The following is a 12,892-nucleotide window of genomic DNA, read 5'->3' as shown; positions in this document are numbered from 1 at the left end:
AGAATTATCTTGTTATTAAAACGGTTGTTAGGTCATCAGTTAGTCTGGACCTATCAACCTCAAGATAAAAATGATCCAAAATATTTTGCATAAGATTAGCTGATTTTTTTTCTTTTATTTCTTCAACCAATTGGTATACGCCCTCAATACCTAGCGGATGATTATTTCTGAATTTTGTCTCATACAATGCATCACTGTATGCGAATAACGCAGAATTTTTTGAAAAATTCAAACTATGTTCGTTGTAAGTGTTATTTTCCTGTATGCCCAAAGGGATTCCAGATACATCACATAATGTCATTGTGTCTTCTGTGATACAGATGAATGGCGGTGCAGCCGCACCGGAATAAGTGATTGTATTTTCTTTAACATCGACCTTTATACAAAGTAGAGTACAAAACTGACCAATTGGCATTATCTGACACAATTCATTATTTATAACACTGAGAAAATCGGAAGGTTTTTTTGACGGTACATTTATTTTATTCAGTAATGTATTGAGCCTGAAAGTATTTATGGAAGCAGAGATACCGTGGCCTGAAAAGTCGGCAAGAAAAAACATAAATTGCGTTGCATTCAGTTCTTTTACATACCACAAATCACCACCTAGTTCAGATGATGGTTGAAAGTGACCTTCAATGTTTACATTATATTTTTCTTTGATTTTGTTTGTTTGTTCTTTATCTGGCAATAAATCTACTTGCATATCTGTCGCCAGTTCCAGTTCCAGTGATAATCTTTCGTGATATAGTGACAATAAGTCGAGTAAATTTTTTCTGTCCAGAATACTGGTTACCAAATTGACTAATAGTGGGCTATCAATCGGTTTAGAGAGTACCGTTGATGCCCCGTGCCCCAATACTTCGTTTCTGTTTTCTCTGTCATCATGGGCGGTAATAACAAGTACTGGTATGTCTTTGGTTAAAATGTTGGATTTTAAGATTTCAAGAAGTTGAAAACCGTTCATTTCAGGCATTTCAATGTCACTGATGACACAGGCTGGTTTTTCATCCTCAATAATTTCCAATGCAGCCTTACCGCTAAGGACAAATTTAACGTCACAAAAGCCAGCCTTGGATAAAAGTGTCGAGATAAAGCGGCAGATTAATTCGTTATCATCGACAACAAGTATTTTAGATTTATATCTTAATAATTCTATTTCTTCGGTTGGAACCATAAGTCGTTAATTTTTTTCAAGATTTATAAGTTCGTGGAATTTTGTTATTTCTAGTGCTTGGGCAACGTCACCACTTTCAGCAGCACGTATCGTTAATTCTTTTTGCTCTTTTTCAGCTGTGGCTTTCATGCGTAAAACTAACCCTAATCCAGCTGAATCAATATATTTCAGGTTTACAAGGTTAAGTATCCATTGTTTTGCACCAGCAGAAGATGCATTGATAGTATCGGTTAACAATTCTCGGAATGTTTTTAAATCACTAAAGGAGAGTTCTCCCGTTAATGATATTTCGACAGATGTACCGCTTGTATTTAATTGGTATTCCATATTTAAATCCCTAAAGTACTGGGTTAGATTAGTTTAATGAATTCTCTCATGTTGCTATCGAGTTCTTGTGTAGGTTCATTTATATCGCCTACTGACCATAGAACTTGTATAGATGATGAATATGAAACAGCTGTGGTTTGAACGACATTAACGACGTTATCTGATATGTCATTGATAATCGTCGCCATGCGCCTGACTTGCTCTGAAATTTCAGATTGTGCGGCATTTTGTTCTTCTACAGCAGAGGCAATTCCGCTACTTGATGAATCTAGCTCTTGGCTTGTTTTCTTGACTGCATTTATTTCTTCAACGGCACTATTTGTTGTGCTTTGTATATTATCAACAAGTGTGGATATATTTTCAGTTGCTTCAGCTGTTTGGGTTGCCAGGTTTTTAACTTCTGCGGCAACAACAGCAAACCCTTTGCCAGCGTCACCTGCTCTGGCTGCTTCGATTGTTGCGTTAAGAGCGAGTAAATTTGTTTGCGCGGCAATATCTGTGATTAATCTAACAACCGATGTTATATCCTTTGCTGCTTCAGTAAGACTTTCCATTTTCTTACTGGCTTGTTCTGTTTTTTCAAGGGTTTCATTTGTTGCCGTTACAGAATAGTTGATTTGTCGTGCTATTTCATTACTTGACGCTGTAAGTTCCTCAGTTGCTGACGCTACTGTAGCAATATTTCTTGCTGCTTCTTTTGAGTCTTCTAATACAGTAACAGATCTATTTGATGAGACATCGGTCTTGTTTACGGTATCGTTAGCAGCTTCCTCAATCTCGCATACTTTAACATTTACGACTTCTATTAGATTACTAACTGTTTTACTTAACTGAACGGATTTTGTGGCTAAATCTTCGATCCTAACAATAGCGGTATTAATAGTTGTTGCACCTTGCCCGAATGATCCTAAAAGACCTTCCATTAGTATTTTCCTGTAATACTTTTTATCTGCAACGGCTTTCATGGCGGCAGAAGATTCTCGTATATAACTGTCTGTTCTGTCTATGATTCTGTTTATAGCTAAAAAAAGTTCTGCAAATTCATCATTTTTGTCAATATTGGTTATTCGCGCTTCAAAATCACCCTTGGCAATTTGATTGCAAATATTAATCGCATTTTTAATACTTTCTTTTGACGATGATTTAAAAAGCATTTTTGGCTCCTGTAAAAAAGGATCATTATGTATTGATATTTAAAGACTCAAAAAATATTCATTCAAGTCCATCTGAGAATCATTAATTATTTGATTTAATCTAATGGACGAAGCTTCTATGCCGTCTTTTTTTCGAGTGTTATTTTCTTCAATTTTTATCAATTCAGCATAAAGTGGGGCTATAATATTTGTGATAGTTTCTAGTTTCGGTGAACGCCGATTGGAATGATACCCAATAATGTTTCCGTTTTTACCAAAAGAAGGGGTGACATGGGCTAAGACCCAATAGTAATCACCATGTTTTGTTTTATTTACAACATAAGCAAAAATCTCTTCACCACTTGAAATTGTATCCCACAGCGTTTTAAAAATGCATCGGGGCATATTTGGATGGCGGATGACATTATGCGGTTTTCCGATAACTTCTTGTTCTGTATAGTCAGCAATATCAAGGAAGGTATCATTTACATAAGTGAGCTTACCACTGGTATCGGTTTTCGAGACGATAATATCGTCTTTATCAAAAAACCTCTCTGTCCCAGTTATTCTTGTATTTTGATCCATATGGTTCCTCGATTTTTGTCACTTGTTCGAAAAGAATAAAAACTTTAGTTCGATCAAGAAGGCACAGTCTATAGTTGTGATTGAACCGACTCTAAGGACAAACAGTAAAAGAGAAATTAACATCGACTTTTATTTGGTTAATGGACAAAAAAAATGTCATGTTCTTTACATATTGTAATCATTTAAAGGGAGGAAGGAAATAAGTGTTTTTTTATTCTTGAATTCATTTGTTAAAAATTAACCACTTCTTTGATCACATTATTTTTTTATAGTACAGAAAGGGCCATAACTTTTAATAACAAGTAAAATGAAGAGCCATTATGATACAACAGGCCCCGGCTGTCGGACGTGCTTTGTCAGAACTGATTGTTTACGAAAAATACCAGAGTCTGGATTTGTCCAATTTTTGGCATGGATAGAATTATCAATAAAACGCCTGTTAAAGAGTTTAATGTGATATAGATATTAACGTTAATTAACTATGGTAAGGTGTTGTTTTTTAATAATAGCTAGACAATATCTTACCATATTGACGCTTCATCATCCATTCTGTTCACATTCTTACCACTTTTTTGCCCCACCACGGCTTTGTTTTTTCTGTTTATATTAAAGTCATGGGAAACTTTAATAGAATATATCGCACAGATAAGCGGGCCAAAATGTCAATGTCATCACATGTTGACAAGAATGATGATATTGATATTGATCGTCTGGTTTGGGACGTCGAGTACAGAGAAATTGTCAAACGACTTCTGCAACCCAAAGGCAATGCATCAGTTTCACTCGGCGCTTAATCCCCGCTCGTAAGTCCTTTGGCAATTCTACCCGTTTTGTGGTAGAATTGTGATTATGCCCGATAAGAAAAGACAATCCAAAAAATCAAATCCTAAACAGCTTAAGTGGCTTATACGCGGCCTTGTTCAAGCAGGTGGTAAATTGCCCCTTTTTGATGAACATGGTCAACATTATGATACCCGGCTTATCCGGGCTTGTATTGATCATGGGTGGGCTGATCCGTGGTTCAGTAATGAACTGAAACCTGATTGGATTGTTTGCAAGCTTACAAAAAAGGGTAGAGATTTTTGTGTTTCAATCTCTCCTTCCGTCTCGGGTTAATCTTCCCATTAATTCTTCTGTTAATTACGACCTTAATTTAGGGCGTTAATTCTCTGGTATTTATGTCTCCTCAATGGCGCTTTGCGTTGATTTTCTTTTGTTGACATTTTCATGAAACCTCTGTGAAAAGCCAGACAATCATTGACTACTTGGTCAAAGATGCTTAGCTTTTGAGTTAATTGTGCGGCGCACAATAATGTGATTTTAATTAATTTAAGCCGGATTAACGAACATCATGTAGAAGTCAATTTTAGTTTTATTTGATGATTTCTCGTTTGAATAGAAGGCCATACGTAACAGCTAATTTGATAAAGCTGCTACATTTGTTAGGGGTAGATGACGTGTTATATACATACTTTGATATGCAAAGCGCTGCGTTGGGACCAATGCGCGCCATGACACAGCTCACAAAAACCTACTTTAATAACCCTCTATTCCCCTTTTCCCAGACCTATATGGGAAAAATCATGGCGGCCAGTGCAGACGTTCTCGAAGGTGTTATTCGGCACCGAGGAAAACCGGAATGGGGTTTTCAGGCCATCCACCGTGAAGACGGTATCCACCCCATTGACCTCGCCAGGATTGACCATAGGCCTTTTGGCGATCTTATTCGCTTTAAGTGTGATCTTGCAAAGACCCCGAAAAAGATATTGCTCGTCTCCCCGATGTCAGGTCACTTTGCGACTTTGTTACGCGGGACGGTAAAAACTCTTGTTGAGCATCACGAAGTTTATGTCACGGATTGGACCGATGCGAGTAAGGTACCTGCATCTGATGGTGAATTCGGACTGGATGAATATATAGAATATCTTGTCGACTACATGAAATTGCTAGGACCAGATCTGCATGTCATTGCCGTGTGTCAACCGGCACCGCTGGTTCTTGCTGCTGTTTCAATTCTGGCGGCAAATGATGATCCGGCACAGCCAAGCACCATGACTTTGATGGGGGGACCCATTGATCCGGGAGCCGCAGAAACTGAAGTGACCAAATTGGCGGACAGTAAATCCCTTTCGTGGTTTAAAGATAATCTGACTGCAACGGTCCCTCTGCAATACGAAGGATCGGGGCGCCGTGTTTACCCAGGGTTTCTGCAGTTGGCTGCGTTTATATCTATGAATTCCATGCGCCATGTAGATGCCCATATGCAGCATTTCAATAATCTGATTAAAGGTGACGGGGATTCAGCAGAAAGCCATAACAAATTTTATGATGAATATCTTTCTGTGATGGATGTGACCGCCGAATTTTATCTGGATACAATTCATCATATCTTTCAGGAAAGAAGCCTTCCCAATGGCACGATGACCTGGAAAGGGCAGTCAGTTGATCCGTCAAAGATCAAAAAGACAGCGCTTTTGACAGTAGAAGGAGAGTTGGATGATATTTCAGCCCCCGGACAAACCGAGGCTGCGCACGAAATGTGCTCGTCCCTTGTGAAGGGCAAACATAAAAATCATGTAGAGGCTGGTGTCGGGCATTACGGTATTTTTAATGGTCGTAAATGGCGCGAAAGCGTTTCTGTCGTGATTAATAACTTTATTGAGAAGCATCATCCCAAGGCAAAGGGTGATAAAAGCTAAATTAAATTCTTAAGTCATAGAATTAATTATCTTTTTATAAATATGTATTATTTAAGGTTGGATGTAATCTATATCCAACCTTTTTTGGTGCTCGCCCATGCCAATACGACGTTATTCCTCTTTGTTTGTGGTTCTCCTTTGTTCATCTTTGGTCCTGAGCGGTTGCGGCAGTGTATATGACGATACTAAGGGCTGGGGCGTTGATTTGTGGGAAGATATAAAAAAGGGGTCCAAAAAGGCTGCGAATTCTACAAAAGAAGCGCTTGATTCGCTTGCAGAAAAAGACGGCGATCCTGAAGAAGCTGATAACCCGAAAAAAGTTGATGGCGATCAAATAGAAACGACAGCACTTGATGCCAATGACGTCAATAGCGTTGCCCCAAAGGGGCAAAAGATTACCCTTTTCCCCTTAAAGAATTCAGAAAAAATCGCTCAACCACCCGTTATCAAGGCTACGGGTAAATATGCTGTTCATTTATCTTCCAATAAAAGCAAGGCGAGCGCTGAAAAGGAATGGGTAGAACTCAAGAATGTTTTTCCTAAAGAAACCAATGGACTAACACTACGACTCAAGGCGGTAAAAATTACTGGAAAAGGCACATTCTATCGTGTTTTGGGAGGCACTTTTGATGATCGGACTGAGGCAAATAAAGCTTGCGAAGCTTTCGAGCGAAAAAAGCAGTATTGCATGGCTGTTAAGCTGTAAAATCAGACGAATTTTCGATATTTATATACCAAGTGTTTTCTTTAGTTGAGCAACCTTCTCTCTCGCACCTTTGACCACAAAGCCAATATCGCTGCCATCCAAAACCATGTCATAACCGGACTTGAAAAGTGCTTCTGCACTTCGCTCTGGCGTTGGAATAGTACCAAGTAATTTGCCCGCATCTTTAACAATCTCTTCGATCTTAAAGATGGTTTCGAGAACTGCGGGATGATCTGGTTCCCCTGGATAGCCAAGATCAGCCGAAAGGTCGGACGGGCCGATGAAGATCATATCCACACCATCGGTATTGGCTATTTCTGTTGAGTTTTCAACACCTTCAGCATCTTCAATTTGACAGATCAAAAGCATTTGATCATTAAAATTTTTCAAATAGCTTTGGGAATTAACCCCGTAGTCAGCACCTCTGACAATTGTTGAAGCGACTCCTCTTTTACCTTGTGGGGCGTAATGGGATGCCGCAACGGCATATTCTGCTTCTTCTTTTGTGGAAACCGACGGCACCATGACGCCATCAGCACCCGCATCAAGAACGCGTTTAATTTTTGCATTCGAGTTGCTAGAAACCCTGACATAAACTTTGGGGCCGTAGGCTTTGGCCGCTTGCATTTGGGTTATGGCATCCATCACAGAACCTGGGCCGTGTTCAAGATCAATCATTAAACAATCGTTGCCAGCCTGCGCAATAATCTCAGTCGCGATTGGGCTGAACATATCAATCCAGCACCCAAACACAGGATGGTGGTCGCCGAGTTTATTTTTTAGCTGAGGACTTGCCATTTTTTATATCCGTTGTTTTTCGTGCGTGAACATGAATAGCCGTGATTTTATCACATACAATGTGTGCGCAACTCAGGGTAAGGGAAGTAAAAGGTGATGAAAAGTTTAATTAAATGAAAACTAAGAAGAATAAGCAAGCCCGCCGAGGATGCACAATGAAATGCATCCTCCCGGAACACTACTTCCAGGTTCCAGATCACGACTTACATATCGCGTGATAAGCGGCTCGCTTTGGGAAGTGCGCCTAATCGCGCCCAGAAATCGCTCTCTGTGGCAGCGTACAGACCCCTTTTCCCAAAGCCAGTTATAGTGGTGTTATAGAATACTATCGGATTAATACAGCAAGACGACTGCAATAGATATGGGGAATAGTTGTTTGATTTAAAGGGCGCTATTTAAAAGCACACGGAAAACCTAATTAATCCATACCTTCGGCAAGATCGGTGAGTTCTTCGATGTCGTTGATTTCCAATTGACCGTTAGTTGGGATCGAGATAATTCCTTTTTTCTTAAGGTTGGTCAGTGTTCTACTAACGGTTTCTGTGGTTAGTCCCAAGTAATCACCAATATCTGAGCGCCCCATTGGTAAGGATATTACATGTCCTGCGCCTGTTTTACGTTGAGTACGTTTTGCAAGAGACAGAAGAAAGCTACAGACTTTTTCTATTGCCGTTTTTCGGCCAAGCAATAGCATTTGATCTTGGGCCAAAACCAATTCGTTCGATACCATGTTGAGAAGTCGATTTTCCAGATCAGGAACTTCTTTTAAAAGTTCTTCAAGTCTGGCACGTGGAAATCTGCAGAGTCTACAATCTTCAAGTGCTTCTGCCGAATAGGCATAACAATCGTTCATAGCGATGCCGAGAAAGTCACCAGGAAACAGAAAGCCTGTCATTTGACGGCGACCATCAGGAAGTAACTTGTAAAGTTTGATGGACCCACCTGTTACATTGAACAGAAAATCAGCGGAATCCATTTCATTAATGATTGTGACACCTTTGCCCACCTCAATCCCTGTTGAGATCGAGGATAATTTGCGTAGATCATCACAGGAAAGAGCGTGACAAAGGCTCATTTCTGCGATGTTGCATTTTTCGCAGGGAGAGTTCACCAAAGGATTGGAAGAGGCCGTTTGGGCAAAGTGTGAACCACTTCTCATTCGTTTATCATTCCCGACAAAGTTTTTATATAACAGAATTTTTTAGTAATTAGATTGATATTACTACAAGAGTGTTAAAGAAACACGCAACAAATTATTTCTTATGCTTTGTTTTCTATGCGTCATATTGACCTACATCAAAGACTTATATTTCTAACGCGACTTCAATAAAATTAACAAAGTCATATGTGGATTATAAAGCTGTGCAATTTGCGATCAAACCATTAAATCAGTCAAACACTGTTCAGGTGTTGCCGTTAATACAAACATTAAAAAGTGACATCACCACTGACCAGTGGATGGATTATGTTGATAGTTTTATTGGTCGGGACAGCCGGGAATGCGGCATTATAACAGTCAAGAATTCTTCAGGGTATTATATGGGTGTTCTCTGTTATAAAATTGTAGAGGACGTTACGCATCAAATAGTTATGGATGTTTCTAACTATGTTACTGCAGATATTCTTGGTCGTAATGATATTTCTGAAAAGCTTTTGGAATGGCTGGAAGATCAAGCTTCAGAGCGCGGATGTCAGGCTATACACCTAACGATAGATATTCGGAATACAATTATTCCTGAAAATGGTTATACTAAGTCCATTCCGAACCAGCTTATCAGCAAAGGGTATGTTTGTGACGCAGTCAGGCTTTGTAAGAAATTAAACGACAATTCAATAACTCAACACTAAGCCACATATAGAATTCACGATTGTTCTTTTGGGGTGCGTCAACCCGTATCATTGACCTAGATCAATGCTATTTTGTACTTGAAAGGTAGGTTACGGGGTACTGTGAGGTGTTCTATCTCACGGTGTTATCACGTTTTTTATGATAAAAGGCGACTTCAGGAATGACTCGGGAAACTACCGCTAAAGCGAAAATGCCCCTCGACGGATGGGTAATAGCTGCGGCATTGGTGATTGGCACATTTTATGCCACATTAACCGCCGCGCGAACCGAAGATCCGGTGATGTCTGTACATGCATATATCTTTGCAGGTGCATTCTTACTTGGTATTTTCGGTATTATTAAGGCTTATTTTGACAACTCAGAAAGCCTTACTTCACAATCAGCAGACGCACCAATTGAATACGACCTAAAGGTTATCAAAGCGGGGGTTATCGCCTCTGTTTTTTGGGGAATTGTTGGCTTTCTTGCTGGCGATACAATTGCCTTTCAATTGGCGTATCCAGACTTGAACTTTGATACATCCTTTATCAATTTTGGTCGGTTGCGTCCTCTTCATACATCAGCGGTTATTTTTGCTTTTGGTGGTAACGTTCTTTTGGCGACGTCCTTTTATGTCGTACAAAGAACCTGTAAAGCCCGCCTTCCCGGCGTTTTCTCCTCGTGGTTTGTCTTTTGGGGATATCAGCTTTTCATCGTTATTGCTGCGACCGGTTATTTAATGGGTGCAACACAAGGTAAAGAATATGCTGAGCCAGAGTGGTATACGGATATTTGGCTGACCATTGTCTGGGTTGTTTATCTGCTTGTGTTCCTTGGAACGCTCTGGAAGCGTCGTGAGCCGCATATCTATGTTGCCAACTGGTTCTATCTGGCCTTTATCGTAACCGTAGCTATGTTGCACATCGTCAATAACCTTACAGTTCCGGTTTCCTGGACAAGCTCAAAAAGCTATATCCTGTTTGCAGGGGTTCAGGATGCGCTGACACAATGGTGGTATGGCCATAACGCTGTTGGCTTCTTCCTGACGGCTGGCTTCTTGGCGATTATGTATTATTTCGTTCCCAAGAGAGCGAACCGTCCGGTGTATTCCTATCGCCTTTCAATTGTTCACTTCTGGTCACTGATCTTTATGTATATCTGGGCTGGACCACACCACTTGCACTACACTGCGTTACCTGACTGGGCACAGACACTGGGAATGACCTTCTCTATTATGCTCTGGATGCCGTCATGGGGGGGCATGATTAACGGTCTTATGACTTTGTCTGGTGCATGGGACAAACTTCGTACTGATCCGGTGTTGCGTATGCTGGTTGTATCTATTGCTTTCTACGGCATGAGTACTTTCGAAGGTCCTGTCATGTCCATTAAAGCTGTGAATTCACTCAGCCATTATACTGACTGGACTGTTGGGCACGTTCATTCTGGTGCGTTGGGCTGGGTTGCTTATGTTAGCTTTGGTGCTCTTTACTGTCTTGTTCCATGGCTTTGGAATAGAACGCAACTCTATTCCTTGAAATTGGTGAGTTACCATTTCTGGATCTCTACGTTCGGGATCTTGCTATACATCACGTCCATGTGGGTTTCCGGTATTCTTCAGGGTCTAATGTGGCGTGCGTATGATGATCTTGGCTTCCTGGAATACTCTTTCGTGGAAACTGTCGAAGCGATGAATCCTTTCTATTGGATTCGTGCGATCGGTGGTGCCTTCTTTGTGATCGGGTCTCTGATTATGGCTTACAACCTATGGCGGACAGCCCGTGGAGATGTGAGAACGGAAAGCCGTTCACTTGCTCCCGAAGCTGTTCCTAGCCCCATAGCTGCAGAATAAGGAGGTTTTGAGATCATGATTAAACATGACGTGTTTGAGAAAAACTCAATCGTACTATTGATCGGGATCCTGATTGTTGTCTCAATCGGTGGTCTTATCGAAATTGCGCCGCTCTTCTTTCTTGAAAGTACAATCGAGAAAGTAAAAGGTATGCGCCCTTACTCACCGCTGGAGTTGGCCGGACGTAATATTTACATCCGGGAAGGTTGTTATAACTGTCACTCTCAAATGATTCGTTCTTTACGTGACGAAGTAGAGCGTTATGGCCCCTACTCTCTTGCTGCCGAATCAATGTATGATCATCCCTTCCAATGGGGATCAAAACGTACAGGTCCTGATTTGGCACGTGTCGGCGGGAAATATTCTGATGAGTGGCACAAGGAACACATGGTTAATCCACGTGGAATTGTTCCTGAATCTGTTATGCCGGGTTATCCTTTCCTTTTGGATACGCCACTTCGGTTTAACGATATCAAAGAACATCTGGAAGCAAACCGTATGGTCGGTGTTCCCTATACAGATGAGATGATCGATCTGGCTGAAGAAGACTTACGTGCCCAAGTGGATCCCGATGGGGATACAGATGGATTACTTGCCCGTTATCCCAAAGCTCAGGTGCGTAACTTTGATGACAATGCCAAAGTCATTACAGAGATGGATGCTTTGATTGCTTACCTGCAAATGCTTGGCACCCTCGTGGATTTCTCAGCCTATAAGGCTGAAGGTCCGGAACTGCGATAAGGAGATAGTTATGGAATACAACGAAATTTCTACTTTTTCGCAAACTTGGGGGCTTGTGTATCTGGTTGTGATGTTTTTGGGCGGCGTTATTTATGCGCTTTGGCCTAAAAACAAAAGCAAGTTTGATCACGCCGCTCAAATTCCATTAGAGGATGACTAGTTATGGCAGGAAATCCAAGAAAAGACGAAATCTCTGGTGTCGATACCACTGGTCATGAGTGGGACGGCATTGAAGAGCTCAACAACCCTCTTCCCCGCTGGTGGCTCTGGGTGTTGTATGCATCTGTAATTTGGTCCATTGGTTACTGGATAGCAATGCCTGCCTGGCCTGGCATTAGTGATTATACCAGGGGTATGTTGGGGTACTCTCAACGCCAAACTGTTATGGATGAACTGGCAGAAGTCAAAGCCGGACGCGCTGATATCGAAGCAAAGATTGTGGCATCCAGTTTGGAAGATATCGCAAAAAATCCTAACCTTAACCAGTATGCGCTTGCGGCTGGTCAGGCGGCTTTTGGCGATAACTGTGCCGCATGTCACGGTAGTGGTGCGCAAGGCGCCAAAGGCTACCCTAACCTGAATGATGACCATTGGTTATGGGGTGGATCACTCGAGGACATCCACTACACTATTAACTACGGTATTCGTTCTACACACGATGAAACAAGATTTAATGACATGACAGCATTCCTTGCCGATGAAATCCTGGAGAAACAGGAAATTTCAGATGTAGCGGAATATGTTTTGTCTTTATCTGGTACATCCAGTGACAGTGAAGCTGCCCAGCGTGGTTTACCTCTCTTCGAAGATAACTGTGTTGCCTGTCATGAAACAGGCGGTGTTGGTAATCGTGAAATGGGGGCACCAAACCTGTCTGATAAGCTTTGGCTCTTCGGCGGTGATAAGAAAACCGTTGTTCAATCCATTTCTTATGGTCGTAAAGGCGTAATGCCAACATGGGAAGCCCGTTTGGATCCTGTGACGATTAAAGCCTTGAGCATTTATGTTCACTCCCTCGGTGGTGGTGAATAATAAAAGGCCTGTGT

15 protein-coding genes are annotated in these 12,892 nt (G+C 41.2%); 9 read left to right on the top strand and 6 right to left on the bottom strand.

Translation table 11 applies throughout. From position 1 onward, the window contains the following. Positions 1–4 precede the first annotated feature (4 nt). The 4 genes from WH96_RS18020 to WH96_RS18005 are packed head-to-tail and all read right to left on the bottom strand — an operon-like array spanning position 5 to position 3,222. The gene (locus tag WH96_RS18020) at positions 5–1,177 is read right to left on the bottom strand and encodes a SpoIIE family protein phosphatase (protein WP_047765624.1); all 1,173 of its coding nucleotides are present in this window, start codon (positions 1,175–1,177) and stop codon (positions 5–7) included. 6 nt (positions 1,178–1,183) lie between these two features. Continuing rightward, positions 1,184–1,504 (bottom strand): STAS domain-containing protein, encoded by a 321-nt coding sequence (locus WH96_RS18015; protein ID WP_047765623.1) that lies wholly within the window; start codon positions 1,502–1,504, stop codon positions 1,184–1,186. A 23-nt stretch (positions 1,505–1,527) separates the two neighbouring features. Further along, positions 1,528–2,658 carry a methyl-accepting chemotaxis protein gene (locus WH96_RS18010; RefSeq protein WP_053006120.1) on the bottom strand — a complete coding sequence of 377 codons (1,131 nt, stop codon included), beginning with the start codon at positions 2,656–2,658 and terminating at the stop codon, positions 1,528–1,530. A 39-nt stretch (positions 2,659–2,697) separates the two neighbouring features. Then, positions 2,698–3,222 carry a PAS domain-containing protein gene (locus tag WH96_RS18005; RefSeq protein WP_047765622.1) on the bottom strand — a complete coding sequence of 175 codons (525 nt, stop codon included), beginning with the start codon at positions 3,220–3,222 and terminating at the stop codon, positions 2,698–2,700. 659 nt (positions 3,223–3,881) lie between these two features. On the opposite strand from WH96_RS18005, the gene WH96_RS22685 reads away from it, so the two are divergent. From WH96_RS22685 to WH96_RS17990, 4 genes are all read left to right on the top strand, one after another. After that, positions 3,882–4,016: a hypothetical protein gene (locus WH96_RS22685; protein ID WP_281175860.1), complete on the top strand. Its 135-nt coding sequence runs from the start codon at positions 3,882–3,884 to the stop codon at positions 4,014–4,016. Between the two features lie 55 nt (positions 4,017–4,071). Next, positions 4,072–4,338 (top strand): hypothetical protein, encoded by a 267-nt coding sequence (locus tag WH96_RS18000; RefSeq protein WP_047765621.1) that lies wholly within the window; start codon positions 4,072–4,074, stop codon positions 4,336–4,338. A 341-nt stretch (positions 4,339–4,679) separates the two neighbouring features. Next, positions 4,680–5,921, top strand: a complete 1,242-nt coding sequence (locus tag WH96_RS17995) for a polyhydroxyalkanoate depolymerase (RefSeq protein WP_047765620.1) — start codon at positions 4,680–4,682, stop codon at positions 5,919–5,921. A 97-nt stretch (positions 5,922–6,018) separates the two neighbouring features. Then, positions 6,019–6,627, top strand: coding sequence for an SPOR domain-containing protein (locus WH96_RS17990; RefSeq protein ID WP_047765619.1), 609 nt, complete (start codon positions 6,019–6,021; stop codon positions 6,625–6,627). A 21-nt stretch (positions 6,628–6,648) separates the two neighbouring features. Here the strand turns inward: WH96_RS17990 and WH96_RS17985 are convergent, their stop codons facing one another. Both WH96_RS17985 and WH96_RS17980 read right to left on the bottom strand, forming a co-directional pair. Then, positions 6,649–7,425, bottom strand: coding sequence for an HpcH/HpaI aldolase family protein (locus WH96_RS17985; RefSeq protein WP_047765618.1), 777 nt, complete (start codon positions 7,423–7,425; stop codon positions 6,649–6,651). Between the two features lie 418 nt (positions 7,426–7,843). Then, positions 7,844–8,584 carry a Crp/Fnr family transcriptional regulator gene (locus WH96_RS17980; protein ID WP_047765617.1) on the bottom strand — a complete coding sequence of 247 codons (741 nt, stop codon included), beginning with the start codon at positions 8,582–8,584 and terminating at the stop codon, positions 7,844–7,846. Between the two features lie 203 nt (positions 8,585–8,787). Between WH96_RS17980 and WH96_RS17975 the strand changes: the two genes are divergently transcribed. The 5 genes from WH96_RS17975 to ccoP all read left to right on the top strand — a co-directional run bounded on the left by WH96_RS17975 (position 8,788) and on the right by ccoP (position 12,878). Beyond that, positions 8,788–9,273 (top strand): hypothetical protein, encoded by a 486-nt coding sequence (locus WH96_RS17975; RefSeq protein WP_047765616.1) that lies wholly within the window; start codon positions 8,788–8,790, stop codon positions 9,271–9,273. Between the two features lie 161 nt (positions 9,274–9,434). Next, positions 9,435–11,105: a cytochrome-c oxidase, cbb3-type subunit I gene (gene ccoN, locus WH96_RS17970; RefSeq protein ID WP_156176853.1), complete on the top strand. Its 1,671-nt coding sequence runs from the start codon at positions 9,435–9,437 to the stop codon at positions 11,103–11,105. 15 nt (positions 11,106–11,120) lie between these two features. Continuing rightward, positions 11,121–11,846, top strand: a complete 726-nt coding sequence (gene ccoO / locus WH96_RS17965) for a cytochrome-c oxidase, cbb3-type subunit II (RefSeq protein WP_047765614.1) — start codon at positions 11,121–11,123, stop codon at positions 11,844–11,846. Between the two features lie 10 nt (positions 11,847–11,856). After that, a complete protein-coding gene (locus WH96_RS17960; protein ID WP_047765613.1) occupies positions 11,857–12,006 on the top strand; it encodes a cbb3-type cytochrome oxidase subunit 3 in 150 nt (49 codons plus the stop codon). Between the two features lie 2 nt (positions 12,007–12,008). Continuing rightward, complete coding sequence (gene ccoP, locus WH96_RS17955) at positions 12,009–12,878, top strand: cytochrome-c oxidase, cbb3-type subunit III (protein WP_047765612.1); 870 nt, start codon at positions 12,009–12,011, stop codon at positions 12,876–12,878. Positions 12,879–12,892: the final 14 nt, after the last annotated feature.

This window comes from Kiloniella spongiae (assembly GCF_001026905.1).
Taxonomy (GTDB): domain Bacteria; phylum Pseudomonadota; class Alphaproteobacteria; order Kiloniellales; family Kiloniellaceae; genus Kiloniella; species Kiloniella spongiae.
The sequence above is the reverse complement of the archived record's forward strand: the minus strand, read 5'-3'. Positions and strand labels throughout refer to the sequence as shown.

What these genes read in the sequence shown, in the direction of transcription:
- ccoN (WP_156176853.1), top strand. Translation starts at nt 9,435, where the DNA reads ATGACTCGGGAAACTACCGCTAAAGCGAAAATGCCCCTCGACGGATGG.
- WH96_RS17990 (WP_047765619.1), top strand. Translation starts at nt 6,019, where the DNA reads ATGCCAATACGACGTTATTCCTCTTTGTTTGTGGTTCTCCTTTGTTCA.
- WH96_RS18005 (WP_047765622.1), bottom strand. Translation starts at nt 3,222, where the DNA reads ATGGATCAAAATACAAGAATAACTGGGACAGAGAGGTTTTTTGATAAA.
- ccoP (WP_047765612.1), top strand. Translation starts at nt 12,009, where the DNA reads ATGGCAGGAAATCCAAGAAAAGACGAAATCTCTGGTGTCGATACCACT.
- WH96_RS18020 (WP_047765624.1), bottom strand. Translation starts at nt 1,177, where the DNA reads ATGGTTCCAACCGAAGAAATAGAATTATTAAGATATAAATCTAAAATA.
- WH96_RS17960 (WP_047765613.1), top strand. Translation starts at nt 11,857, where the DNA reads ATGGAATACAACGAAATTTCTACTTTTTCGCAAACTTGGGGGCTTGTG.
- ccoO (WP_047765614.1), top strand. Translation starts at nt 11,121, where the DNA reads ATGATTAAACATGACGTGTTTGAGAAAAACTCAATCGTACTATTGATC.
- WH96_RS18000 (WP_047765621.1), top strand. Translation starts at nt 4,072, where the DNA reads ATGCCCGATAAGAAAAGACAATCCAAAAAATCAAATCCTAAACAGCTT.
- WH96_RS18015 (WP_047765623.1), bottom strand. Translation starts at nt 1,504, where the DNA reads ATGGAATACCAATTAAATACAAGCGGTACATCTGTCGAAATATCATTA.
- WH96_RS18010 (WP_053006120.1), bottom strand. Translation starts at nt 2,658, where the DNA reads ATGCTTTTTAAATCATCGTCAAAAGAAAGTATTAAAAATGCGATTAAT.
- WH96_RS17985 (WP_047765618.1), bottom strand. Translation starts at nt 7,425, where the DNA reads ATGGCAAGTCCTCAGCTAAAAAATAAACTCGGCGACCACCATCCTGTG.
- WH96_RS22685 (WP_281175860.1), top strand. Translation starts at nt 3,882, where the DNA reads ATGTCAATGTCATCACATGTTGACAAGAATGATGATATTGATATTGAT.
- WH96_RS17980 (WP_047765617.1), bottom strand. Translation starts at nt 8,584, where the DNA reads ATGAGAAGTGGTTCACACTTTGCCCAAACGGCCTCTTCCAATCCTTTG.